Source organism: Ideonella alba, assembly GCF_018069845.1.
GTDB lineage: Bacteria > Pseudomonadota > Gammaproteobacteria > Burkholderiales > Burkholderiaceae_C > Ideonella > Ideonella alba.
In genome coordinates this window covers 56,427-79,996 of the sequence record NZ_JAGQDD010000003.1, presented here as the reverse complement: position 1 = coordinate 79,996, position 23,570 = coordinate 56,427, and the positions used below count along the sequence as shown (strand labels likewise).

The 23,570-nt window shown below is 73.2% G+C and carries 20 protein-coding genes; 3 read left to right on the top strand and 17 right to left on the bottom strand.

The features are described 5' to 3' along the window. Positions 1-9: 9 nt before the first annotated feature. The 16 genes from KAK03_RS06160 to KAK03_RS06085 form a co-directional block, all read right to left on the bottom strand. A complete protein-coding gene (locus tag KAK03_RS06160) occupies positions 10-2,646 on the bottom strand; it encodes a contractile injection system baseplate wedge protein (protein WP_210852449.1) in 2,637 nt (878 codons plus the stop codon). Beyond that, on the bottom strand, positions 2,639-5,698 hold the full coding sequence (locus tag KAK03_RS06155; protein ID WP_210852447.1) for a baseplate J/gp47 family protein: 3,060 nt from the start codon (positions 5,696-5,698) through the stop codon (positions 2,639-2,641). The genes KAK03_RS06160 and KAK03_RS06155 overlap by 8 nt, the downstream gene beginning before the upstream one ends. A 4-nt stretch (positions 5,699-5,702) precedes the next feature. Beyond that, positions 5,703-6,143 carry a gp25 family contractile injection system sheath assembly initiator gene (locus KAK03_RS06150; RefSeq protein ID WP_210852440.1) on the bottom strand — a complete coding sequence of 147 codons (441 nt, stop codon included), beginning with the start codon at positions 6,141-6,143 and terminating at the stop codon, positions 5,703-5,705. A 10-nt stretch (positions 6,144-6,153) separates the two neighbouring features. Then, complete coding sequence (locus KAK03_RS06145; protein WP_210852438.1) at positions 6,154-6,432, bottom strand: PAAR domain-containing contractile injection system baseplate protein; 279 nt, start codon at positions 6,430-6,432, stop codon at positions 6,154-6,156. A gap of 11 nt (positions 6,433-6,443) precedes the next feature. Continuing rightward, positions 6,444-8,192 (bottom strand): type VI secretion system tip protein VgrG, encoded by a 1,749-nt coding sequence (gene vgrG / locus KAK03_RS06140; protein WP_210852436.1) that lies wholly within the window; start codon positions 8,190-8,192, stop codon positions 6,444-6,446. A 15-nt stretch (positions 8,193-8,207) separates the two neighbouring features. Further along, complete coding sequence (locus KAK03_RS06135; RefSeq protein WP_210852434.1) at positions 8,208-8,876, bottom strand: CIS tube protein; 669 nt, start codon at positions 8,874-8,876, stop codon at positions 8,208-8,210. Positions 8,877-8,900: 24 nt separating this feature from the next. Next, the gene (locus tag KAK03_RS06130) at positions 8,901-9,065 is read right to left on the bottom strand and encodes a DUF5908 family protein (protein WP_210852432.1); all 165 of its coding nucleotides are present in this window, start codon (positions 9,063-9,065) and stop codon (positions 8,901-8,903) included. A 16-nt stretch (positions 9,066-9,081) separates the two neighbouring features. Further along, entirely contained in the window at positions 9,082-9,519 is a 438-nt protein-coding gene (locus KAK03_RS06125; protein WP_210852430.1) for a phage tail protein, read from the bottom strand. A 7-nt stretch (positions 9,520-9,526) separates the two neighbouring features. Continuing rightward, on the bottom strand, positions 9,527-9,961 hold the full coding sequence (locus KAK03_RS06120; protein ID WP_210852428.1) for a phage tail protein: 435 nt from the start codon (positions 9,959-9,961) through the stop codon (positions 9,527-9,529). 47 nt (positions 9,962-10,008) lie between these two features. Next, entirely contained in the window at positions 10,009-11,961 is a 1,953-nt protein-coding gene (locus KAK03_RS06115) for a phage tail sheath family protein (RefSeq protein ID WP_210852426.1), read from the bottom strand. Positions 11,962-11,980: 19 nt separating this feature from the next. Beyond that, the gene (locus tag KAK03_RS06110; protein WP_210852424.1) at positions 11,981-13,030 is read right to left on the bottom strand and encodes a hypothetical protein; all 1,050 of its coding nucleotides are present in this window, start codon (positions 13,028-13,030) and stop codon (positions 11,981-11,983) included. Further along, complete coding sequence (locus KAK03_RS06105) at positions 13,027-13,599, bottom strand: contractile injection system cap protein (RefSeq protein WP_210852417.1); 573 nt, start codon at positions 13,597-13,599, stop codon at positions 13,027-13,029. The genes KAK03_RS06110 and KAK03_RS06105 overlap by 4 nt, the downstream gene beginning before the upstream one ends. A 74-nt stretch (positions 13,600-13,673) precedes the next feature. Next, positions 13,674-14,183: a TPM domain-containing protein gene (locus KAK03_RS06100; RefSeq protein WP_210852416.1), complete on the bottom strand. Its 510-nt coding sequence runs from the start codon at positions 14,181-14,183 to the stop codon at positions 13,674-13,676. Positions 14,184-14,196: 13 nt separating this feature from the next. Further along, positions 14,197-15,063: a TPM domain-containing protein gene (locus tag KAK03_RS06095; RefSeq protein WP_210852414.1), complete on the bottom strand. Its 867-nt coding sequence runs from the start codon at positions 15,061-15,063 to the stop codon at positions 14,197-14,199. A gap of 3 nt (positions 15,064-15,066) precedes the next feature. After that, positions 15,067-15,699: a LemA family protein gene (locus KAK03_RS06090; RefSeq protein WP_210852412.1), complete on the bottom strand. Its 633-nt coding sequence runs from the start codon at positions 15,697-15,699 to the stop codon at positions 15,067-15,069. A gap of 49 nt (positions 15,700-15,748) precedes the next feature. Next, entirely contained in the window at positions 15,749-17,545 is a 1,797-nt protein-coding gene (locus KAK03_RS06085) for a DUF885 domain-containing protein (protein WP_210852410.1), read from the bottom strand. A gap of 31 nt (positions 17,546-17,576) precedes the next feature. Here KAK03_RS06085 and hemE point away from each other — a divergent pair, with 31 nt between their 5' ends. Further along, a complete protein-coding gene (gene hemE / locus KAK03_RS06080) occupies positions 17,577-18,662 on the top strand; it encodes a uroporphyrinogen decarboxylase (RefSeq protein ID WP_210852408.1) in 1,086 nt (361 codons plus the stop codon). A gap of 355 nt (positions 18,663-19,017) precedes the next feature. Continuing rightward, positions 19,018-21,138, top strand: coding sequence for a replication restart helicase PriA (gene priA, locus KAK03_RS06075; protein WP_375140969.1), 2,121 nt, complete (start codon positions 19,018-19,020; stop codon positions 21,136-21,138). Positions 21,139-21,405: 267 nt separating this feature from the next. Here the strand turns inward: priA and KAK03_RS06070 are convergent, their stop codons facing one another. Next, positions 21,406-22,332 (bottom strand): carbohydrate kinase family protein, encoded by a 927-nt coding sequence (locus KAK03_RS06070; protein ID WP_210852405.1) that lies wholly within the window; start codon positions 22,330-22,332, stop codon positions 21,406-21,408. 200 nt (positions 22,333-22,532) lie between these two features. Between KAK03_RS06070 and KAK03_RS06065 the strand changes: the two genes are divergently transcribed. Further along, entirely contained in the window at positions 22,533-23,534 is a 1,002-nt protein-coding gene (locus tag KAK03_RS06065; RefSeq protein WP_210852403.1) for a sugar ABC transporter substrate-binding protein, read from the top strand. The last annotated feature ends 36 nt before the right edge of the window (positions 23,535-23,570 follow it).

The following is a 23,570-nucleotide window of genomic DNA, read 5'->3' as shown; positions in this document are numbered from 1 at the left end:
TGGCACTCCTCAGGCCAGGGGGGGCGGGGGTTCGGTGCCCAGCGCGCTGCGGCCGAGCACGAAGGCGGGCCGAGGCAGTTCGGCCACGCAGTCGGTCAGGCGCTGCGCCGGGTGGGTGTTGCGCACCTCGGTGACGGCGCGCAGGAAGCGCGTCAGCACCTGCGCGCGCGGCGGCGCCGCCGCGCCGGCGTGCAGTGCCAGCCAGTCGCGGTAGGCGCCCTCGAACTCGGCCATCGCCAGCGGGCTGGCCCAGCAGATGCGCGGCAGCAGGTGGGCGGGCACCTCGCGGCGGATCTGCTGTTCGGCGTGGGCGCGGAAGGCCGGGTGGGCGAAGCGGCCGGCGTAGGACGGCAGCACGATCAGCAGGCGCCAGGAATAGGGGTCGTCGCCGTCGCAGTCGCCGCAGCCCTCGTCCAGGCAGGGCTGCAGCAGCGGGTCGCCCGGCTGTTCAGGACGCAGCAGCGGCAGCTCGATCAGGTACAGGCCCTCGCCGCTGTAGTGCTCGCGCAGGTAGCGCTGCAGGTGGCTGATGGCCTGCTCCATCGCCTCGGGGCCGGCGAAGTACTCGATGCGCCGGGCGATCACCTCGCCGCCAGCGTCGACGATGTTGAAGTAGTGCCGCCCGTCCAGTGTCTGGCGGCGCTGGTAGCCGTCGGCGCCCTGGGCGCGTTCGACCGCGGCCATCATCTCGGCCTGCGCGGCCTCGGGGCTGGCGTAGTGGGTGCTGGACGACAGCAGGATCTTGCCGCTGACCGCGTCGCGCACGCGGAAGCGGAACTCGTCGCCGGGCGTGGCGTCGACCTCGGCATAGGTGTCGTGCGCCACCACCGACAGGCTGCGCCGCTGCGGGTTGGCAATGCCCAGCAGACGCGCCAGCCGGCGCTCCAGGCCGCTGATGTTGTCGCTGTTCCAGAGCATCTCGGGCTCGCGCCGGTGCTGCTGGTAGGCCAGGCCGCGCTCGGCGCCCAGGCGCGGCAGCTCGGCCAGGAAGCGCGCCCGCTCGATCAGCGCATCCAGCCCGCCGCCGCTGCCGAAGGCCTGCTGCAGCGCCTCGACCTGGGCGCCCATGTCCTCGCCGGCGCGGGCCAGCAGGTGGTCGAGCAGCGCGGCCTGGCGCGGCCGGGGGTCGGGCTCGAGCAGGCGGGTCAGGCCGGCGTCGTCCAGCGGCTGCTCGGGCGTGTCCCGGTACAGCGCCTCGTGGCCGGGCAGCTCGCTCAGGCGGCGCGCCAGCAGCGTGGGCGGCGTGGCGCCTCCCATCCAGGCCTCGGTCAGCGCCTGCATCCGGGTGGGCGCCACCGAGTACAGCTGGGCCAGCTGCGCGGCCTGCGCCAGCTGGTTGGTCATCCACTGGTCGATGAACAGCAGGTAGCCCTGGAACTGGCGCACCCGCGCGTCCTGGTCCGGGCGCGCCAGGCCGTACAGCTCCGGGAAATCGTGCTGCAGCGGCCGGTGCGCGCTCAGGGGCCGCACGCGGCCGGCGGGTTGCGGCAGCTGCGGCTGGCGCAGCGTGTCGGTGATGGCATGGTCGGCGTCGAGCAGCGCCTGCAGCGCGCTGCGCACCTCCTCGGGCATCTCGGCGACATGCCAGCCGGCCACCACCAGGCCGCGCTGGCTCAGCACCAGCCGGCCGCTGTCCCAGGCCAGACGCGGGGCATGGCCGGGCCGCACCGGCAGCCGCCAGGGGTCGTCGGTGGGCAGCGCGAAGCCGTCCTCGCCCAGCGGCTGCAGGCGGATGTCACGCAGGCCCTCGACGCCGGGCACGTCCATCAGCGCATTGATCAGGTCCGACAGGCGCAGCATCGCGGGCAGCTCGCTGGCGTCGAGCTCGCCGTCGTCGAGGAAACCGTGGCTCAGCCACGGGCCTTCGAAGACCTCGTCGACACGGCGTGGCTGCCCGTCCGGGCCGGGCCGCGCCAGTGCCTCGTCCAGCGTCAGCGGGCGCAGCAGCGGCGCCAGCGTGCGGTGCGCGGTGTGCAGCAGCCGCGCCGCGGTGGTGCGGGCGTCGGCGCCGTCGGCCAGCGCCACCTCGGCGCACAGCGCGAAGCGCTGCACCGGCACGGTCTCGGGCGGCAGGAAGTCCAGGCACAGCGGCCGCCGCACCTGCAGCGCCGCCGCCGCCTCGGCCTGGCGCTCGGCGCGCTGTTCGGCGTTCAGACGCTCGTCGTACTCCAGCAGCGGCTGCCAGCGGCCCTGCAGGCTGACCGGGCGCTCGCCGGGCTCGCCCGAGGGCGTCTGCGCCAGCTCGCCAGTGCGCGGGTTCAGCCACAGCACCGGGCCGGGCACCTCGTGCAGCCAGGCGTTGCGGATGCCGTCGATGTCGATCAGGCATTTGCGCAGGTCGCGCAGCGTCCAGGGGGATTGCGGCAGCACGTCCTGCGCCTGCCAGAAGGTGGCGGCTGCGTCGCCCTGCGGCGCGCTGCTGGCCAGCCAGTCGGCCAGCGGCAGGCCGCCGCGGTAGGCCAGGTCGGCCAGCGCATGGCTGGCCAGCTCCAGCGTGGTGATGCCGGGGTCGTGCAGGTGGTGGTCGGTCCAGCGCGCACCGCACAGCGCGCGCAGCTGCGCCAGGCCGTCGGCGAACAGCGCGCGCCAGTCCAGCGCCGGTTCGGCGGCCAGGTCGGCACGGCGCAGCGGCACGGGCTCAGACATCGCCGGTCTCCTCGTCGATCAGGTGGCCGGGGGCCGAGACCAGGATGCTGTCGGGCGTGTCGGCCACCGCCTCGGCCAGGTCCTCGCCGCCATCCATGTGCAGCGAGAAGCGGCTGAGGTAGTCCACGCCGGGCAGCTCCTCGACCAGATCGAGCAGGGCCGAGCGCCACACCGCGCCGCCGAAGCCGGGCTGGCGCGCGGCATCGGCCAGCCAGGGCGACAGCGCGCGCTGCAGCGCCGCGTCGATCTGCGGCCGGTACAGGCTGAACACCACGCCGGGCCGCAGCTTCACGCGGCAGCGCACCTGCAGCACGCGGCAGCGCGGATTGACCACATGGGTCCGGGTGCCCGGTGCGCTGCGCGCCTCCAGGAAGGCCTGCACCGACTGCAGCGTGTCCAGGTCGGCGCGCGGCTGCAGCGGGTCGGCGGTGTGGCGCTGGCGCAGGTCGGGCACCACCACCACCAGGCGGTGGCCCGGCGCCTGCCAGTGGCCGCCGGGGCGCGCGTGCGGGATGCACTGCACCCGGTGCAGCCCGGGAAAGGCCTGCAGCACCAGGCGCTCGACGTCCCACGGCGTGATCGCCCGGCCACGGTGGCGCAGGCGCTCGGCCGCACGGCGGCGCAACGCCGCCGGGGTTTCGGGCGCCTGGCCGCCAAAGCTCTCGAAGGGCTGGGCCACGCCCTGGACCGCGGCCATCGGCGTCACCAGCTTGCCGATGCTGCCGGCGGGCAGGGGCAGCGCAAAGCGCGCCGGATCGTGGGGGGCGGCATCGGCGCGCACCTCGACGCCGTTGCTGGCCACCAGGCGCAGCCGGGCCGCGCTGCCGGCCGGGGTCAGCCAGCACGCGCGCAGCCAGACCAGGCCGCTGGCCTGGCGGGTGTGCTCGCGGCTGGTCTCGGGCGGCAGCGTGAGCTGCACCAGGCCGCTGCGGCGCAGGTGGGCCGTGGTGTCCAGCGCCAGCTCGGCCGCGCCCAGCGGCCGCCACTGGGTGTCGCACAGCACCGACCAGGCGATGCGCGGCGACGGGGCCTCGGGGTCGGCACTGCCGTCCTCGACCTGGCACAGCAGCGACACCGCATCGCCCGGCGCCAGCGCGTCCAGGCCGATGCACAGCTCCAGCGCATGCGGGTGAGCCGGCAGCAGGCCCGGCGCGCCTTGCGGCGCCCAGGGCAGGGTGGCACGCAGCCAGGCGTGCTCGCGCACCGGGCCGAAGGCATCCACCTGGTAGAAGGCCAGATCGGCGCCGCTGAGGCTGGCCTCGTCGGCCTGGTCCAGCGCGCAGCGCGCGCTGGCCGCGGTGTAGTCCAGCGACAGACCGCGCAGCTGCGGTGTGTAGGGCTCATTCAGCGGTTGCACCGGCGGCGCGTCGGGGTCGCGGATCTGGCTCAGCAGGTGCGCCACCGCCTGCTGACGGTGGGCGGTGTGCAGGAAGTCCTCGCCGTCCAGCTCCAGCGCGATCTGCCCGGCCGGCACCGCCGGCGACTGGCCGCGCAGGTGCAGCTGCAGACGGCGCACCGGTTGCGCCTGCATCGCCCGCTCGGCCTGCAGCCGGGCCTGCCCGCTGCCCGACTGCAGCAGGCGCTGCAGCGGCCAGTCCAGGCGCAGCGGGAACACCGGCACCGGCGGTTCGTTGTGCAGCACGCTGGGCAGCAGCGGGCTGGGGCGCAGGGTCACCGGGGCGTCGGTGGAATGGCCACGGCCGTCGGTGTAGCGCAGCCGCGCCGCCACACCGTCGGCGATGCGCGAGCGCTCCTGGTAGCCGGCGTACCAGCTCGACAGGCTGGCCGGCGCGCCATGCCAGTCCAGCGTCAGCGACAGCGACTGCAGCGGCTTGGCCAGTGCCTCCGGGCAGCCGATGCGCAGCCGCGAGCCCGGCACCGGCTGGGCACCGAAGGGCATGAAGACCTTCTTCGGGTCGAGTGCGCCGTGGTCGTTCTCCAGCGCCAGGCCGCGCAGGCCCTGCACCTCGACCTGCAGCGTGGCCGCCTGCAGGCGCAGGCCTTCCAGCGCGGCCCAGGGGGACAGGCCAGGGCGCAGCTCGACCCCCGGGGCCAGCAGCAGCTGCAGCACCGGCGTGCCATCGGGGAAGGCCGACAGGTGCAGCGCCTGCTGGTGCGCCACCACCGCCGGCTGGTCCGGCGACAGCACCAGCACCAGGCGCCAGCCGCTGCCGTGGGCCGAGACCTGCGGCTGCAGCGGCCCGATCCAGCCCTTCGGCCCGCTGAGCCAGGCCTGCAGGCCGGCCGCGACCTCGGCCGGCGTGGCGGCGCTGCTGCCGATCAGTTCCAGGTCCAGCCGGATCTCGCGCCGGCCCTCGGCCAGCGCCAGCAGCGGCGAGGTGATCGCGAAGCCGACCGGGGCCTCCGGCGCCGCCGGCCCGCCGCCCGGGGCCCAGCCGGGTGCGCCTGCGGCCAGTGGCGCGCCCAGGCCATCGGCCGAGTCGGCCCGCGGCGCGAAGCGCAGCCGGCCACCGTCGCGCTGCAGGCCCTGCAGCGAGCGCACCTGGGCCGGACCGATCGGCGTGTCGCGCAGCGGGCGGTAGAGGCGCTCCACGCCCTGCGCGTCGGGCCCGGCACTGAAGACGCGGGTGGTGTCGCACAGCTGCGCCAGCGCGCCCTTCTTCAGCGTCAGGCGCAGGTGGGCGTGGTCGGGATGGGCCGGCTCGGGAGCGAAGCCCAGCGCGGTGCGCAGCTGCCAGTCGAGGTGGGCGGCGCCCAGCGCGTTGAAGCGCTCGCGCGAGGCCTGCTGCAGCCGCGCCAGGGCCAGCCACAGCGCCAGGTGCGGCGGCACCTGGCCGTCGCGCGCGTCGGCCAGCTGCTGCCAGGCGGCGCGGTCGAGGTCGGGGAACAGCGCCGACCAGCGGCCCTCGTCGCCGCCATCGAGCGCCGGCAGCGCGATGTGCGCGGCCAGCGTGCGGGCCTGCTGCATCAGCGTGGCGGCGTCGCGCGGGTCCAGCGGCGCGTGGGCCGGGTCGGCCGCCGGCCGGTCGCGGTCGGCCTGGCTCTGGCCGCCCTGGGCGGCACTGCGGCGCAGCAGGTCGTCGAGGGCCATGGCGTCAGCCCCGGTCCACCGGCCCCAGCACCGGGCGGTGCTCGCTGGCGTCGAGGTCGTAGAAGGGATAGACCAGGTTGAAGCGCGAGTTGGTGCTGCGCACCCGGTAGTCGAGCTGCACCTGCAGGCGGCCGGGCTCGGTCTCGCGCACGTCCAGCGCCAGCAGCTCGATGCGCGGCTCGTGCACCAGCAGCTGCACCTTGATCTGCTCGGCCAGCTCGGTGCGGCGTGTGGTGTCCAGCGGCTCGAAGAGCATCGGCCGCAGGCTCAGGCCCCAGCCGGGGCGCAGGAAGCGCTCGCCGGCCACGGTGCCGAACAGGATGCGCAGCGCCTCGTGGATGTCGTCCTCGCCCTCGCGCATCTGCACGCCGCCGGCGCCGAAGGCCGGCGGGAAGCTCCAGCCGCGGCCGAGGAAGGCCAGATCGTCGTCGCCCGGTGTGCTCATCGCCAGGTCCTCAGCCGATGATGACCGTGGGCGCGCCCACCACCACCGCGGCGCCGCAGACGCAGGTGTCGCCCACGCGCAGGGCCGGCTTGCCGCCGATGAACACCGTGGCGCTGCCGGCCACGAAGGGGCTGACGGTGGGCTGGTGGCTGTTGGGCGGCAGGCTGCAGACATGCTGGTCGCCCAGCACGGCCGCCGGCATGCCGCCGATCAGCACGGTGGGCACGCCGGGGCCGACCACGGTGCCGCCGTGGCTGCTGAGATCGGCGATGCGGGCGGCGGGGGGCATGATCGGGCCTTTCAGTTGAGCTGCAGCAGGCTGCCGGCCAGCACGGTGAGGGCGCTGCTGCGCAGCTCGGCGCCCGCCGTGCCTTCCAGCTTGAGCTGGCCGCTGACCTTCAGCGTGAAGTCGCCGTTGACCTGCTGGGTCAGCGAGGTGGTGGTCTCCAGCGTGGTGGCCGCGGCGCTCTTGAGGGTGATGCCGTCATCGTCCAGGCGCAGCTCGTTGCCGGCCTGGTCCTTCAGGCTGATCGCGCCCTCGTCGTCGCTCAGCACCAGCTGGCGGCCACCGGGTGTGGACAGCGTGATCGCCTGGTGCTCGTCGTCGAAGCGCATCTCCAGCCCCTCTCGGCTGCGGTAGACACGCGCCGGGTTGGCGTCGGCGGCGGGCTCGGGGGCGGCGCGCTGGCTGCTGTGCAGCGCCCCCAGCAGCACCGGGTGGCGCGGGTCGTTGTCGAGAAAGCCCAGCACCACCTCGTCGTCCAGTTCGGGGCGGAAGACGAAGCCGCGCTGCGGGCCGGCCTCGGGGCGCGCCACGCGGGCCCAGACGCCCTCGCCGTCGGGTTCGATCAGCGGCAGGCGCACGCGCACCCGGTCTTCGCCCAGCGGGTCCTCCAGCGAGGTGACCACGCCCAGCTGCAGGCCCTGCACCGGCGCCAGCAGGGCCGGCCGCGGCGGGGTCTGCAGGCGCTGGTCCAGCGCCTGGTCCTCGCCCAGGCCGCCGAACTGCAGGTGGGTGCGCCAGCCGCTGGTGCTGTCCATGTCGTGGCGCACGCCGCTGACCTGCAGCCGCCCGCCAAAGCGCGCGCCGGTGCCGCTGAGCGTGACCACGTCGCCCGGGTGCACCTGGCCCAGGCCTTCGCACAGCGCGCGGCCGCAGAGCTTGTCGGCGCGCGCCCGCGCCCACAGGCCGTCGCCCAGCGCCTGCGCCTCGTCCGCCGACAGCGTGCTGTGCGGCAGCGGCCGCGCCGGGTTGCCGTGCACGCGCGCCAGCGACGCCGGGTCATGGCTGCCGCCGCCGGTCTCGGTGGGGGCCTGCGCGGCGGCGGTCTGCAGCGCCTGGTCCGGCGCCGACCAGTGCGGCACCGCGATGCCCGCGGGCTGCACTCGCGCGTCGACCTCCAGGTCCAGCTCCAGCAGCGTGGCGCCGTACTGCAGCTGCAGCACCGGCTCACCCTGGGTGCCGGGCCGCGCCAGCTTCAGCGCCCCCGGACGCGGCAGCACCACCAGGCCGTTGGCACGGGCACGCGCCAGGGCGAAATCCCAGTCGCTGCAGCCGGTCTGCACCAGCTGTTCATGGCGGGCGGCGGTGTCCTCGACCTCGACCGTGTCGCCGCAGGCGCCCAGCAGGCTGCGCAGCAGCTCGGCATCGGTCTGGTCGCGCCAGACCGCCTGGCGGGCCTGCTGCGCCAGCGTCATCGGCGCGGCGCGGCATTCGACGATCAGCTGCGCCGGGCTGTCGCCGCGCACGCGGATCTGCTGGCGCACCACCACGCCCTTGAAGAGCAGCTGGCGGTCATCCTGCGCGCCGGCCGAGACCTCGATCGCCTGGCCGGGGGCGAAGCGGTCGCCGTCGGTCAGCGCGAACTGGCCGGCCGAGGCCGAGCCGTCCAGCCACACCAGCCGCGCCCAGGCGATGTGGTTGGCCTGCAGTGTGATGCTGCAGGCCATCAGCTGCTCGGTGCGCGGCAGATCCTGGCCGCCGGCGCGCACCGTGAACTCGCGGTGGCCGCTGCTGATCGGCAGGCTGCGCTCGGTGGTCTCGGGCATGGCGGGGTGTCCGTGTCAGCGCTGCAGCGGCGGGAAGCGCAGACGCTGGCCCGGGCTGAGCAGGCGCGGGCTGTCCAGGTCGTTGGCGCGCGCCACCAGCGGCGCCAGCGCCGGGTCGCCGTAGATCTGCTGGCACAGCGCCGGCAGCGTGTCGCCGGCGCGCACGGTGCGCAGGTGGGTCAGGTCGGGCGACTCGTCCTGGGCAATGGCCACGCGGGTCTGGTCGTCGCTGGCGTCGGCGAAGCTGGCGGTGACCACCGCGCGCAGCGGCACGCCATCGGGCTTGAAGAGCTTGTAGGCGATCGAGGCGCTCTTGAGCACGCAGCGCCGCACCGCCAGCGTGCCCCAGGTGAGCTTCAGATGGTTGGGGCGGTGGATGTGGCCGTTGTAGCCGGTGACGGTCTGGAACAGCGCCACCTGCTCCTGCACGTCCACCTTGTGGCCGTTGGCGCCGGTGCCGTCGATGAAGAAGGCCAGCGACAGATCGCCCGGCTTGCTCTTCTTGAAGTTCATCCGGCTGCCGGTGGTGCCCGCGCCCTGCGCGGCGTCCCACTCGAACTCATAGCCCAGCGTGATCTCGGCCGGGTTGACGTAGGCGGTGAACACCGCCACCGGCTCGCCCGCGCAATCCGGCGCCTCGAAGGCCTTGATCAGCAGCTTCTCGAGTTGTCCGCTGTCGCTCACCAGTGTCTCCCCGGGGGTGGCCGCTCAGGGTTCCTGGCGCTGGCGCAGCACCTCGAGCACGCGCTCGACGCACTCGGCCACCAGCGACTGGCGCTGGGCGCCGCTGTCGCCCGCGGCCGGGCTGCCGCCTTCGGCCGATGGGGACGTGGCCTCCACCGCGATCACCACCTCGTCGATCATGATCGGCATCGCTGCTCTCCCGGGTTCAGGCTTCCAGGCGGAAGCGCTGGTAATACAACTGCATCGACTCGACAGCCACGGTGTTGCTGCTGGCGTTGAGGTCGGCCACCGACCAGCGGGTGGGGTAGGCCTGGACCAGGTGCCAGGTCATCAGCGCCTGGTGCTCGGGGCCCAGCAGCTGCACCTGCACGTCCATCGGCTCGACATCGAGGTCCTCGATCGCCCGCCGCGCCCAGTTCCAGATCGCCGAGCGCAGCAGCAGGCCGCGCTTGAGCGTCAGCTCGGGGTACTTGCTGCGGCCGGGATACTTCTGCACGAAGCGGTTCTCGCCGCCTTCGGGCACCTCCTCGGTCGACAGCTCCACGGCCAGCCCGCCCACCTCGGTGAAGCGCACCTCGTCGGCCGGTCCCTGCAGCGCAGGCACCTCGACGCGGAAGTGGAAGCCGACCGGCGGCGTGTACATCGGCGCCTCAGGCGTTCTCGACGTCCAGGCCCTCGTGGGCCAGCTCGATGGTCTCGATCGCCACCTCGTTGCCGGCGGCCTTGAGCTGCGGCCCCTCGACCTTGACCGGGAAGGCGTTGTGCAGCTTCCAGGTCATCACCGGCTCGTGGTTCTCGTTGAGCAGGCTGATCACCACGTCGCGGCGCTCGGCGGTGTTGAGCTTGATCGTCTGCAGCCACTTGAAGAAGTCGTTGTCGCTCTTGATCACGCCGCGCTTGAGCGTGACGTTGCTGAACTTGCGCAGACCGGGCATCTTGATCGACGAGTACTCGGGGAACGAGCCGTCGCGGTACTCGATGGCCTGGTTCTCCTGGGTCAGGCCGGTGACCTCGGAGAAGCCGATCCGCGTGCCGCCCCACTGGACGGTGAAGTGGAAGACCGGCAAGGGGTACTGTGCGGGCATGGCGTGCTCTCCTGATGGGGATGAGGGGTGTCAGGGCGCGGAGGGGCTCAGGACGTCTGCAGCTTGTGCGAGAAGCGCAGGATGATGAATTCGGCGGGCCGCACCACGGCCATGCCGATCTCGACGATCATCCGGCCCTCCAGCACGTCCTGCGCGTTCATCGTCTGGCCCAGGCCGCAGCGCACGAAGAAGGCGTCCCTGGTGGTGGCACCGGCCAGCGCGCCCTCGCGCCACTTCTGCGTCAGGTAGTTGTCGATCATGCCGCGCACCTTGACCCAGGTGTTGGCGTCGTTGGGCTCGAAGACCGCCCAGTAGGTGCTCTTCTTGACCGACTCTTCCACCATGTTGAAGAAGCGCCGGACCGACACGTAGCGCCACTCGTTGTCGTTGCCCGCCAGCGTGCGCGCGCCCCAGACCAGCGTGCCCTTGCCGACGAAGGCGCGGATCGCGTTGACCGACTTGCCGGCCACCGCGTCGACGTTGAGGCGGTCGGTGTCGTCGCTGTCCAGCGCGTAGGCCGGCGCCACCACGCCGTTGAGGCTGACGTTGGCGGGCGCCTTCCAGACGCCGCGCTGGTTGTCGACCAGGGCGCAGATGCCGGCGATCGCGCCCGAGGGCGGGCAGGGCGTCAGCGAGGCCGACACGGCGCGCACCAGATCGCGGTAGGCGGCGAAGTTGTCGAGCAGCTGGCGCTCGGTGTTGGCGCGCAGCGCCGGCACGGCGGCATCCAGCGCGTCCAGCGCCGTCAGCAGGCTGCTCATCGGTGCCTGCAGCAGGGCCAGCAGCGCGGCGCGACGGCCGTCGGCCGCCGCGGCGGTCAGCGCGGTGTTGCTGGCCGGCGTGGCCAGGGCGGCGTCGAAGGCGGCTTCGGTCGGGTTGGGCACCGCTGCGTTGGCCGGGTCATAGACGACGCCGGGCAGCGCGTCGAACTCCTTGTCCAGCGCCACCAGGGTGCTCAGGGCCGGCGCGATGGTCGCGGCCACCGCGGCCTGTACCTGGGTGCGCAGCGCGGCGTGGGTGAAGGCGTTGCCGCCGTTGAGCATCGCGTCGACCATGCTGAGGCAGCGCAGCAGCGCGGCGAAGACCGGCGCCGGGCTGCCGTCGGCCGGGCCGCCCTGGTAGGCGGTCAGCGCGGTGGTGACGGCGTCGCGCACCGCCAGACCGGGCGCGCCGGCGCCGATCGCGTGCAGCGCCGCCAGCCGGCCCTGGTCGACCAGCAGCGCATCCATCGCCGCGACCAGCGCCACCACCGCCGGGTCGCCGGTCAGCGAGGACAGCGCCACCGCCACCGGCGGCGCGCCGCGGCGCAGCTTGCCGACGATGTCGCTGTAGCCCACCGGTTTGGCATAGGCCAGCTTCAGCCAGGGCGAGTAGGCGGCGCCGTACTTCAGGTGGTTGATGCCGATGCCGTCGCGCAGCGCCTGCACCGCCGTGTCGTGCCTCGCCTTGGTGGTGGCCAGGGCGGTGTCGAGCAGCGCGATGCGGTCGCCCAGGCGACCGCACTGCGCCAGCGCAGCGATCTGCACCTGGGCCCGCTGGTCGTCGGCCAGACTGGCAGCGTCGGGCGTCAGCAGCAACGTGGGCTCGTCCACCGCGGCGATGGCGGCCAGACCGGCGATCAGGTCGGCCGCCGCCAAGGTCTCGCCATGCCGGCCGACCGAGACGATCCAGGCCGGCCCGCCGCCGTTGTCGAAGAACAGGCGCAGCGCGTCGTACAGGTAGCGGGTGTTGTTGGCGCCCAGCGTGACCGACTGGAAACGCCCGCCGGCATCGATCTGGATGGTCTGCACGTCCAGCGCCGGGGCGCCGCCGAAGAGCGACTCGTACTCGAGCAGCGAGGTGACCCGGGTCGGCACGCCGTCCAGGTCGTTGTCGATCATGCGCCTGGCATGCGCGGTGTAGCCGATGAAGGCGGGAATCGCGGTCTCGACCTCTGCCACCGAAGGCGGAAAGACCGAGATCTCCTCGACATAGACGTCCGGCGTGCGGTAGGTGGCCATGGTGCGTGCCTTTCGGGGTTCAAGGGGCGAGGTGGACGACGAACTGGGCGTCGCTGCGCGCGGCGCCGGGCTGGGGCAGGTGTTCGATCAGCAGGCGCTGGTCGCTCTGCAGTTGCAGGCGGTGCTCGGGACGCGAGCGGCGGGTCTGGCGGCGCTGGGCCTCGAAGAGGACGACCTGGGCGCCGTTCGGGGCGCTGCCCAGCAGCATCGCCGCCGGCAGCCGGGCGCTGTCGGGCGGCTCGCCGCTCCAGTCGTCGATGCGGTCGAAGGACAGGCGTTCCGCTGGTTTCAGGCCGGGCGTGGCATCGCTGACCTGCAGGCTGGCCATCTCGGGCGCGGCCCAGCCGCGGCCGACCACGTAGTAGCGCAGCACATCCTCGCGCGGCTGCAGCGTCAGCTGCCAGTGCGCCGACTGCTGGGCGAAGGCGTCGTCCAGGCGCAGCGCCACCAGGCCCCAGGGCGCGGCGGCGGCCAGCGCGGGCTCGACGCACAGCCAGCGCTCGGCCAGCAGCGCGGCGCTGGCCGGGTGGCGCTCCTGCCAGCGCAGCAGGCCGATCGGCAGGTCGGCGCTGAACACGGGCGCGGCCTGCGTGGCCGACAGCTGGCCGCTGAGCAGCGGCTGGCCGGCCGCATCCAGCAGACGCCAGTCCAGCGGCCGTTGCGCGCTCACCGGCTGCAGCCGCGGGCGGCGGGCACACAGCTCGACGGCCAGTGGCGCCGCGTCTAGGGCCGCCGGATCGAGGCTGTTGCGCCAGCAGGGACGCAGCACCGGGCTGCCGGCGGGCGCCGCGGGCAGCGGCGGGCGGGTGTAGCGGTCCAGGCCGGGGTCCAGCGGCTGCAGGCCCAGCAGCAGCGTGCGGCCGTGCAGCGGGCCGGGCGGCGGGTCGTCGTCGTGCTGCTCGGCCAGCAGCGCCCACAGGCCGCGCAGCTCGCGCGACAGCGCCTGGCCGCCGCGCAACAGGGCCGCGCCGCTGGGCGGCAGCACAAAGCGCATCAGCCCGCCCGGCGGCTCGGCGAAGAAGGCGTGGCCCACGTCCAGCGTGCCCAGCACATGCAGCGACTGTTTCATCGGCCCTCCACCCGCGTCTCGATGTGCAGGATCGGGCTGCCGCTGCCGATCGGGTCGTCCTCGCGCAGCTCCAGCAGCCGCACGCGGTACACCGCCGAGGGCAGCTGCCGGGTGCCGATGCAGGACCACAGCTGGTTCATCTGCTCCAGGCTCAGCGGCATCATCTCGATCGTCAGCCGCTCCAGCCCCGGCGGCAGCCCCGGCGAATCGGCCGGCGTGTGGATCGGCTTGGCGTGGAAGCAGCGCACCGCCAGCGCCAGCCGCGCCAGCGCCACGTCGTAGGCCAGGATGCGTGCGGCCACCACCACCACCAGGTTCAGGCGCAGCGGCGGGGGGCGCTGCAGTTCGCGGCCCTGCACCACCACGCGCTCGGGCAGCGGCTCGCGCAGCGCACGCTCTTCCTCGACCTGGAACAGGCTGATTGCCAGGTTGCCGTCGGCGATGACCGGGTTGCCGGTGTCGCTGACCAGGCGCGACGGCACCATGCGCACCAACTCGCCGTCGCCGGTGCGGCGCAGCATGAAGGTGTTGACTTCGTCAGCGAGGAAACGCAGGACGGCATCGAACATGCCGCGGTTGTAGGCCGGTCCGGCCCCGGCCGCCCTCCCCTGCCTGTGGGGGGCGGTGTGGCCGACAGCTTGCGTCAGCGCAGCAGCGGCGCGTCGGGCAGCTCGTTCGGGTTGGCCTGTTCAGCGCGCAGCGGGAAGTGCTCGCGCAGCAGCGCGTCCAGCGCGTCAATGATGGCCAGCAGGCCGGCCTCGCGCCGGCCCTCGCGCAGCGCGCTGCCCAGGCTGTCGACCAGGGCCTGCCACTGCGCCGGTGGCACGCGCCGGGTGATGCCGCGGTCGGCCACCAGCTCGATCGCCTGCTCGGCCAGCAGCAGGTAGACCAGCACGCCGCAGCGCTCGGCGGTGTCCCACACGCCCAGCTCGCCAAAGCAGGCCTGTGCCCGTGCGCGGGCGCTCACCCCCTGGCGCAGCGCCGCGGCCGGCAGGGCGCGTTCGATGCAGACGCGGATCTCGCCGCCGTGGCCGGCCTCGCTGGCGGCGATGCGCTCGGCAATGCGCTGTCGCGCGGCGCGGTCCAGCCAGCGGCCATCGCTGCCCAGCGCATGCCAGGCATGGCGTCCCCAGCGCATCAACGGGCTGCCCATCGCCATCTCCTGCTCACCAGCGCCCGGAGGCGCCACCGCCGCCGAACGAGCCCCCGCCGCCGGACGAGAAGCCGCCGCCACCGCCACCGCCGCCCCCGAAGCCGCCGCGCGCCGCGCCGCTGAGCACCAGGCGCAGCGCCTCGCCCACGCCCAGCGCGGTGACCAGCGCCAGCACCAGACCGGCCACCAGGCCCACGCCCAGGCCGGCCAGCCACCAGCCGCCGGCCACGCCGGCGCCGCCCATCAGCAGTGCGCCGGCCCCAGGGCCGAACATCGCCCGCACCGCCGAGATCGCCACCGGCACCGCCAGCAGCGCCCACCAGAGCCAGGACGGCAGCGCCGGCAGGCCAGTCAGGCCCTGCACACGCGGCGCGGCCGAAGGCGCGGGCAGGCCCTCGCCCGAGATCCGGCCGATCAGCTGGTCCACCGCCAGGTTCAGGCCGCCGGCGTAGTCGCCCTGGCGGAAGGCCGGCACCATCGCGCGGTCGATGACCTGCCGTGCGGCCAGGTCGGGCACCGCACCCTCCAGCGCGCGGGCCACCTCGATGCGCGCCACCCGGTCGTCCTTGGCCACCAGCACCAGCAGGCCGTCACCGATGCCGCGGCGGCCGATCTTCCACTGGTCGGCCACGCGGAAGGCATAGGCGGCGATGTCCTCGGGGGCGGTGCTGCGCACCATCAGGATGACGATCTGCGGCCCCGACTGCGCCTCGAAGGCGGCCAGCTTGGCCTCCAGCGCCTGCTGCTGGGCGGGGCTGAGCGTGGCGGTCTGGTCGATCACCCGCGCGCTCAGCGCCGGCACCGGCTGCGGCGCCTGGGCGAAGGCGCCGCTGACCAGCAGCCAGCCGGCCAGCAGCAGCCAGCGCAGCAGCGGGGCCATCGATTACTTTGCCGAGGCCGGCTTGTCGAAGCTGACCGCCGGTGGCTGGCTGATCGCCGCCTCGTTCTCGACCGTGAAGCTGGGCTTGGGCTGGTAGCTGAAGACCATGGCCGTGAGGTTGCTGGGGAAGCTGCGCGCCAGCACGTTGTAGGTCTTCACCGAATCGATGTAGCGGTTGCGCGCCACGGTGATGCGGTTCTCAGTGCCTTCCAGCTGCACGCGCAGGTCCTGGAAGCCCTGGTTCGCTTTCAGGTTGGGGTAGTTCTCGCTGACCACCATCAGGCGCGACAGCGCGCTGCTGAGCTGACCCTGCGCGGCCTGGAACTGCTGGAAGGCCTGCGGGTTGTTGATCAGCTCGGGCGTGGCCTGGATGCTGGTGGCGCGCGAGCGCGCCTCGACCACCTTGGTCAGCGTGTCTTGCTCGAAGCTGGCCTCGCCCTTGACGGTGGCGACGATGTTGGGGATCAGGTCGGCACGGCGCTGGTACTGGTTCAGCACCTCGGACCAGTCGGCCTTGACCTGCTCGTCCAGGCGCTGGAAATCGTTGTAGCCGCAGCCGCCCAGGCCCAGCGTGGCGACCACCAGCGTGGCGCTGGCCAGCAGGCGCCGGGAGGAGCGGGAGGGGATGGAGCTCATGGGTGTCCTTTCAGGCAACGGCCGATAGTTGAGGGTACCGCGGTGCGGATCAAGGGCGCTGGCTGCGGATCCAGTCGGCGACGATGCGCTCGAGCACCGGCAGCGGCACCGAGCCATGGTCCAGCACCGCCTGGTGGAAGCGGCGGATGTCGAAGCGCTCGCCCAGCGCCTGGCGGGCCTGCTCGCGCAGCGCCAGGATGCGCATCTGGCCCAGCTTGTAGCCCAGCGCCTGGGCTGGCCAGGCGATGTAGCGGTCGACCTCGGCCGCCATCTCCTCGCGCCCCATGCCGCAGCAGCCACTGATGTAGTCGATCGCCTGCTCGCGGCTCCAGCCCAGCGCGTGGATGCCGGTGTCGACCACCAGGCGGGCGGCGCGCCAGGCCTCGTAGCTCAGGCGGCCGAAGCGGCTGTAGGGGTCCTGGTACAGGCCCAGCGATTCGCCCAGGCCTTCGGCGTACAGCGCCCAGCCTTCGCCGTAGGCCACATGCCAGGCATGGCGGCGCCATTCGGGCAGCTGCGTCAGCTCCTGGGCGCGGGCGCCTTGCAGGTGGTGGCCGGGCACGGTCTCGTGCAGGAACAGCGCCTCCATCTGCCAGATCGGCCGCTGGTCCAGCGCCACGACATTGGTGTTGAACCATCCAGGCCGGCTGTTGTCGGGGCTGCCGCCGCTGTAGTTGTCGGCCATGCCGGCGCCCTGGTCGGGTGGGATCGCGCGGATGCCATAGGGCTGGCGCGGCAGCGTGGCGAACAAGCGCGGCAGCGCTGGATCGACCCGCTTGGCCAGGCTCCGGTAGCCGTCCAGCAGCGCCTCGGCGCTGCGGTGGAAGAAGCGCGGGTCGGTGTAGAGAAAGCGCACGAAGGCGTCGAAGTCGCCGGCGAAGCCGGTGCTGGCGCGCAGCGCGTCCATCTCGGCACGCAGGCGCTGGACCTCGCCCAGGCCGATCGCGTGGATCTGCGTGGGGTTCAGGTCGGTGGTGGTCTGCTCGCGCACCAGCAGGCGGTAGACCTCGGCGCCGCCGGGGCGCAACGACAGGCTGCCGTTGGCCGGCGCGGCCGGCAGCAGCTCCTCGGCCACCGCGCGGCGCAGGGTGCGCAGCGCGGGCGCGATGCGTTGCACGATCAGCGCCTCGGCCTCGGCCGCCAGGGCTTCGCGGCGCGCGGGCGTCACCATCACCTCGGGGCCGGCGGCCAGCAGGCGCGCCATCGGCTCGAAGGCCGGCTGCTGCCGCGGCGGCAGCGCCAGCTGGCCGTCGAGCTGGTCCAGCAGGCGCTGCAGCGAGGCCCGGTGGCTGACCCACCCCCGCTTCAGCCCGTCGCGCGCCAGCGCCAGGTCCTGGTCCACGCGCGCCGGCCAGGCCGCCAGTCGGGCCAGCACGCGGCGGGCGTCGGCCTCGCTGGTCATCGGCATGTCCTGCAGCACGCCCGACAGCGCCAGGTGCGGCCCCGCCACCCCGGACAGCACCAGGGTGCGCAGCACCGGGTGGCGCTGTTGCTCGATGGCCAGTGCCAGGTCGTGGTGGAAGATCTCCCAGGACAGGCGCTCCTCACCACGCAACTGCTGGGGCTTGATGCGCTGCAGGCGCTGCATCAGCTGGCGCTCGTGGGCGTCGGCCGCGTCCAGCGCGGCGGGGGAATGGTCGTCCCAGCGCTCGCCGGCCTCGACCACGCCCAGCGACGAGGCCCACTCGGGCTGGTGGCGCATCTGCCAGCGCCAGTGCTCGTCGAACAGGCGCTGCAGCTCGCGCGAGGCGCTGGCGGCCTGGGCCAGCGTGGCGGCCAGTCCCAGCAGGGCGGCGCACAGCCAGCCGCGCCAGTGCAGGCGGTGGGGGCGGGTGATCATCAGCATCGGCCAAGTATCGCCCGGCGATAATCGCCCCATGTTTGCCCCCCTCGTCAACGACTGCTTCCTGCGCGCCTGCCTGCGCCAACCCACGCCGCACACCCCGATGTGGCTGATGCGTCAGGCCGGCCGCTACCTGCCCGAGTACTGCGCCACGCGCGCCAAGGCGGGCAGCTTCATGGGCCTGGCCACCAACGTGGACTACGCCACCGAGGTGACGCTGCAGCCGCTGGAGCGCTACCCGCTGGACGCCGCCATCCTGTTCTCGGACATCCTGACCGTGCCCGACGCGATGGGCCTGGGCCTGAGCTTCCAGCAGGGCGAGGGCCCGAAGTTCGCCAGGATCGTGCGCGACGAGGCGGCCGTGGCCGAACTGGCCGTGCCCGACATGGCCAAGCTGCGCTATGTGTTTGATGCGGTCACCTCGATCCGCAGGGCCCTGAACGGCCGGGTGCCGCTGATCGGCTTCTCCGGCAGCCCCTGGACGCTGGCCTGCTACATGGTGGAGGGCGGCGGCTCGGACGACTACCGCCAGGTCAAGAGCCTGATGTACAGCCGGCCCGACCTGATGCACCGCATCCTCGAGATCAACGCCGATGCGGTGGCCGCCTACCTGAACGCCCAGATCGATGCGGGCGCCCAGGCGGTGATGGTCTTCGACAGCTGGGGCGGGGTGCTGGCCGATGGCGCCTTCCAGACCTTCTCGCTGGCCTACACGCGCCGCGTGGTGGCGCAATTGCAGCGCGAGAAGGACGGCCAGCGCATCCCGGTGATCGTCTTCACCAAGGGCGGCGGGCTGTGGCTGCAAGAGATCGCCGACTGTGGCGCCGACGTGGTGGGCCTGGACTGGACCGTCAACCTGGGCCGCGCCCGCGCCGCGGTGGGCGACCGGGTGGCGCTGCAGGGCAACCTCGACCCCAACGTGCTGTTCGCCCCGCCGGCCGCGGTGCAGGCCGAGGCCATCCAGGTGCTCGACAGCTTCGGCCGCCCGCAGCGCGCCGATGGCGGCTGGGACGGCCACATCTTCAACCTGGGCCACGGCATCAGCCAGTTCACCCCGCCCGACCATGTGGCGGCGCTGGTGGAGGCGGTGCACCGGCACTCGCGCACGCTGCGGGCCTGACCCACATCACGGGCCTCTGCGCTGACGCAAGGCGCAGCGCATGCGGCGACGCGAAGGAGGGGGTAAGTGAGTGCTCAGGGCTTGACTTATCCCCAAAGCTGCGGCAGCGAGCGTGACCAGACCCTGGGGCTGTCACGGATCCGTCAAACGCTAGGCGTTTCGTGGTAAGTGGTTGATTTGCAATGGTTAATTCGCCGTGCTGCGAAACGGGGCAATCCAGGCCGGACCACGGTGGATCAAGCACTTGCCGGGGTCCGGGACAGCTTTCCCACAAAGTTATCCACAGAAAAAGTGGGCAACTTGGAAAACGCTTCACAATCAGAGACTTAGACGCATCAGCTGATGTGGATTTCAGGTGTCGCCGCCAAGTCGAGGCTGTGCGGTGATACGCGTGTCTGTGGCGGTCGAGACACCGCAATACGCCGGATTGGCGCCCTGCCTGGATTACCTGAGTGAGCAACCACTGTCACCAGGAACCCTGGTGCGCGTGCCCTTGGGTCAGCGCGAGGTGCCCGGGCTGGTCTGGGACGCCGACCCGGAGGCGCCGCCGTGCGACGACCACCTGCTCAAACCCGTGGCCCAGGTGCTGCAGGCCCTGCCGCCGCTGGGGCCGGCCTGGCGACAGCTGGTGGACTTCAGCGCCCGCTACTACCAGCGCGCGGTCGGCGAGATCGCGCTGGCGGTGCTGCCGCCCGAACTGCGCCGGCTGGAATCCGACGGCCTGGACCGCCGCCTGGCCAAGCTCGCCCGCCGTGCGCCGCCGGATGCGCAGGCCCCCACGCCCGAGCGCCCGGCACTGAGCCCGGGCCAGCAGGCGGTGCTGACCACGCTGCTGCCCGCCTGCCGCGGCGAGGCCCCGCCCGCCACCCACCTGCTGCACGGCGTCACCGGCAGCGGCAAAACCGAGGTCTACCTGCGCTGCGCCGAGGCGGCGCTGGACGCCGGCCGCCAGGCCCTGGTGCTGGTGCCCGAGATCAACCTGACGCCGCAGCTGGAAGCCCGCTTCGCCCAGCGCTTCCCGGGCCGCCGCCTGGTCACGCTGCACAGCGGGCTGACGCCGGCGCAGCGACTGCAGCACTGGCTGATGGCCCACCTGGGCCAGGCCGACCTGGTGCTGGGCACCCGCCTGGCGGTGTTCTGCCCGCTGCCGCGCCTGGGCCTGGTGGTGGTCGACGAGGAACACGACCCCAGCTACAAGCAGCAGGACGGCGCGCGCTACTCGGCGCGCGACCTGGCCGTCTACCGCGGCCACGCCGAGCGGGTGCCGGTGCTGCTGGGCTCGGCCACCCCTTCGCTGGAGAGCTGGCTGCATGCGCAGAGCGGCCGCTACACGCTGCTGTCGCTGCCCGAGCGCATCGGCCAGGGCGAACTGCCCCGCGTCACCCTGCTGGACATGACCCAGCAGCCCAAGCCGCCGGCCGGCCGCGAAGCGCCGCCGCTGGCCGCGCCGCTGCTGCAGGCGATGCGCCAGCGCGTCGAGCGCGGCGAGCAGACGCTGCTGTTCCTGAACCGCCGTGGCTTTGCGCCGGTGCTGGGCTGCAGCGCCTGCGGCTGGAAAAGCGGCTGTCCGCACTGCAGCGCCTGGCGCGTGTTCCACAAGCGCGACCGCAGCCTGCGCTGCCACCACTGCGGCTTTGCCGACCGCGTGCCGCGCGCCTGCCCGGACTGCGGCAACCTCGACATCGAGCCGATCGGCCGCGGCACCGAGCGGCTCGAGGAGCAGGTGGCCGAGCTGCTGCACGACATCGAGCGCCCGGGCGGCGGCGCGGTGCGGGTGGCCCGCATCGACGCCGACAGCACGCGTCTCAAGGGCAGCCTGGAGGCGCAGCTGGCGGCGGTGCATGCCGGCGAGGTGGACGTGCTGGTCGGCACCCAGATGGTGACCAAGGGCCACGACTTCCGCCGCGTCACGCTGGTGGCCGCGGTCAACCCGGACGGGGCGCTGTTCACCTCGGATTTCCGCGCCCCCGAGCGCCTGTTCGCCACGCTGATGCAGGCCGCCGGCCGCGCCGGCCGCGACGCCGAGGCCGCCTCGCGCAGCGAGATGTGGATCCAGACCTGGAACCCCGGCCACGCGCTGTTCGCAGCGCTGCGCGCGCACGACTTTGCCGCCTTCGCCAGCAGCCAGCTGGCCGAGCGCGAGATGGCCGGTCTGCCGCCCTACAGCCACCTGGCGCTGCTGCGCTGCGAGGCGCGCGACCCGGCGGTGGCCGAGGCCTTCCTGCGCGCCGCGCGCGACGCCGCCCGCGCGCTGATGCCGCCCGAGCTGGCCGATGAGCTGGTGGTGTATTCGCCGGTGGCGCCGCATGTGGCCAAGGTGGCCGGTTTCGAGCGGCGGCAGATGCTGCTCGAGGCGCGTTCGCGCGCCCGGCTGCAGTGGCTGCTGGCGCAGTGGTCGCCACAGCTGGGGCCGTTGCGCGCGGCGCACAAGGGTCTGGCGCGCTGGGCAGTCGACGTCGACCCCCTCGACATATGAGGCCCCCAGGCTAGGCGCTGCGCGCCGTCGCCACCCCCCAAGGGGGCTCCGCGGGCCTTGGGGCGGCCCGGCGGCCCGCGGTGTCGGCCCCCAGGCCAGGCGCTGCGCGCCGTCGCGCCTGCCGGCCGCGCCCGGCCAGAGGCCGGGCTGTTCGCCAGGCTGGGGCCGTCCTCAGGACGGCCCCTGTCCGGGCTCACCCCCCCCAAGGGGGCTCCGCGGGCCTTGGGGCGGCCCGGCGGCCCGCGGTGTCGGCCCCCGGGCTGCGGCTCAGCCGAGTTCGGCGCGGCGCGGCAGGTCGGCGCCGCGGCGGCTGCAGGTGATGGCGGCGGCGCGCGCGGCGAAGTCCAGCGTGGCCTGCCAGCCGCTGGTATCCAGGCTGCGCAGGCCCTCGGGGCTCAGCACGCCGCGTTCGGCCAGTGCGGTGAGCATGGCGGCCTGGAAGGTGTCGCCGGCGCCCACGGTGTCGACCACGGCCACCCGCACCGGGGCGGCCTGCAGCTCGCCCGCGCCGGTCCAGGCCAGCGCGCCTTCGCCGCCGCGCGTGACCACCACCGCCGCGGCGCCGCTGGCGCGCCAGCGCTGGGCCAGCTCGGCCAGCGGCACGCCGGGGTAGAGCAGGCCCAGGTCCTCGTCGCTGACCTTCAGCAGGTGGGTGCGTGCGGCCATCCAGTCCAACGTGGTGCGCCAGACCTCCAGCGCAGGTTCCACGTTCAGCCGCACGTTCGGGTCGTAGGCGATGACGCGCCGGGTGTGCTCGCGCTCGACCAGCGCACGCTGGGTCTCGGCGGTCTCGCCCACCACCATCGCGTAGGAGCCGAAGTGGATCGCGCGGGTCTCGGCGGGCAGGGTGTCAAGCACGCTGGCGGGCAGGCGCCGGTCGGCGCAGCGATCGCCATAGAAGCTGTACGAGGGCACGCCGCGCGCGTCCACGCCCACCAGGCTCAGCGTGGTGGGCGCGTCCAGCCGGGCCAGGCAGCGCTCGTCCACGCCTTCATCGCGGAAGGCGCGCAGCAGCCGCTCGCCCAGGAAGCCGGTGGACAGGCCGCCCATGAAGGCGGTGGGCTGGCCCAGGCGCACCAGGCCCACGGCCACGTTGAACGGCGAGCCGCCAATGCGGGCGTCCAGGCCCAGGCCGGTGGGGGTGTCGCCGGTGGCGAACACGTCGAACAGCGCTTCGCCGCAGACCACGAACATCGTTTTCTCCTTGTGCTGAGGGTCGGCAGACGGTTGCAACCCGCCCGGCATGGTGCCGCCCGGCCTGGCGGCCAGCATCGGGGTTTTCCATTAATCAATCTACTTGATTTATTTAAACAAGGCGCCCACACTTCGCTCCGCGTTCCCCGCTGCGGCCCCGACCGGCGCCGCCCACACCGAACCTGACCGGAGACACCACCATGACCCAGACCCTGAAGATGCTGACCGTGGCCGCCGCCCTGAGCCTGGGCGGCGCCGCCTTCGCGCAATCGCAGCCGGTGATCGGCCTGATCACCAAGACCGAGACCAACCCCTTCTTCGTGAAGATGAAGGAAGGCGCCGCGGAAGAGGCCAAGAAGCTGGGCGCCAAGCTGCTGACCGGCGCCGGCAAGACCGACGGCGACAACGCCGGCCAGGTCACCGCGATGGAGAACATGATCGCCGCCGGCGCCAAGACCATCCTGATCACGCCCAGCGACTCCAAGGCCATCATCCCCGCCATCAAGAAGGCGCGCGACAAGGGCGTGCTGGTGATCGCGCTGGACAGCCCGACCGACCCGGTGGACGGCACCGACGCGCTGTTCGCCACCGACAACTACAAGGCCGGCGTGCTGATCGGCCAGTACGCCAAGGCCTCGCTGGCGGGCAAGCCGGCGAAGATCGTCACGCTGGACCTGTTCCCCGGCCACCCGGTGGGCGCGCAGCGCCACAACGGCTTCCTGCAGGGCCTGGGCCTGCAGAGCTTCGACGCCAAGAACAACGAACTCGCCAAGCCCGCCGAAGTGGCCTGCATGGCCGACAGCTTCGGCGACCAGGCCAAGGGCCAGACCGCGATGGAGAACTGCCTGCAGAAGGCGCCCGACGTCAACGTGGTCTACACGATCAACGAGCCCGCCGCGGCCGGCGCCTACAACGCGCTGAAGAAGGCGGGCAAGGACAAGAACGTGCTGATCGTCAGCGTCGACGGCGGCTGCCAGGGCATCAAGGACGTGGGCGCCGGCAAGATCGCCGCGACCAGCCAGCAGTACCCGCTGAAGATGGCCTCGATGGGCGTGGCCGCGGGCGTGGAGTACGCCAAGAGCGGCAAGAAGCCCAGCGGCTACACCGACACCGGCGTCACCCTGATCGCCGCCAAGGCGGTGGCCGGCGTCGACAGCAAGGACGTCAAGACCGGCACCGACCTCTGCTGGGGCAACAAGTAAAAGCCTGAGACCAGAACCCGCCTCGGGGCCCGCAGA

Excerpts from the sequence above, each read along its gene's own strand:
- KAK03_RS06160 (WP_210852449.1), bottom strand. The coding sequence starts at position 2,646 with ATGTCTGAGCCCGTGCCGCTGCGCCGTGCCGACCTGGCCGCCGAACCG.
- KAK03_RS06155 (WP_210852447.1), bottom strand. The coding sequence starts at position 5,698 with ATGGCCCTCGACGACCTGCTGCGCCGCAGTGCCGCCCAGGGCGGCCAG.
- KAK03_RS06150 (WP_210852440.1), bottom strand. The coding sequence starts at position 6,143 with ATGAGCACACCGGGCGACGACGATCTGGCCTTCCTCGGCCGCGGCTGG.
- KAK03_RS06145 (WP_210852438.1), bottom strand. The coding sequence starts at position 6,432 with ATGCCCCCCGCCGCCCGCATCGCCGATCTCAGCAGCCACGGCGGCACC.
- vgrG (WP_210852436.1), bottom strand. The coding sequence starts at position 8,192 with ATGCCCGAGACCACCGAGCGCAGCCTGCCGATCAGCAGCGGCCACCGC.
- KAK03_RS06130 (WP_210852432.1), bottom strand. The coding sequence starts at position 9,065 with ATGCCGATCATGATCGACGAGGTGGTGATCGCGGTGGAGGCCACGTCC.
- KAK03_RS06125 (WP_210852430.1), bottom strand. The coding sequence starts at position 9,519 with ATGTACACGCCGCCGGTCGGCTTCCACTTCCGCGTCGAGGTGCCTGCG.
- KAK03_RS06120 (WP_210852428.1), bottom strand. The coding sequence starts at position 9,961 with ATGCCCGCACAGTACCCCTTGCCGGTCTTCCACTTCACCGTCCAGTGG.
- KAK03_RS06115 (WP_210852426.1), bottom strand. The coding sequence starts at position 11,961 with ATGGCCACCTACCGCACGCCGGACGTCTATGTCGAGGAGATCTCGGTC.
- KAK03_RS06110 (WP_210852424.1), bottom strand. The coding sequence starts at position 13,030 with ATGAAACAGTCGCTGCATGTGCTGGGCACGCTGGACGTGGGCCACGCC.
- KAK03_RS06105 (WP_210852417.1), bottom strand. The coding sequence starts at position 13,599 with ATGTTCGATGCCGTCCTGCGTTTCCTCGCTGACGAAGTCAACACCTTC.
- KAK03_RS06100 (WP_210852416.1), bottom strand. The coding sequence starts at position 14,183 with ATGGGCAGCCCGTTGATGCGCTGGGGACGCCATGCCTGGCATGCGCTG.
- KAK03_RS06095 (WP_210852414.1), bottom strand. The coding sequence starts at position 15,063 with ATGGCCCCGCTGCTGCGCTGGCTGCTGCTGGCCGGCTGGCTGCTGGTC.
- KAK03_RS06090 (WP_210852412.1), bottom strand. The coding sequence starts at position 15,699 with ATGAGCTCCATCCCCTCCCGCTCCTCCCGGCGCCTGCTGGCCAGCGCC.
- KAK03_RS06085 (WP_210852410.1), bottom strand. The coding sequence starts at position 17,545 with ATGCTGATGATCACCCGCCCCCACCGCCTGCACTGGCGCGGCTGGCTG.
- hemE (WP_210852408.1), top strand. The coding sequence starts at position 17,577 with ATGTTTGCCCCCCTCGTCAACGACTGCTTCCTGCGCGCCTGCCTGCGC.
- KAK03_RS06070 (WP_210852405.1), bottom strand. The coding sequence starts at position 22,332 with ATGTTCGTGGTCTGCGGCGAAGCGCTGTTCGACGTGTTCGCCACCGGC.
- KAK03_RS06065 (WP_210852403.1), top strand. The coding sequence starts at position 22,533 with ATGACCCAGACCCTGAAGATGCTGACCGTGGCCGCCGCCCTGAGCCTG.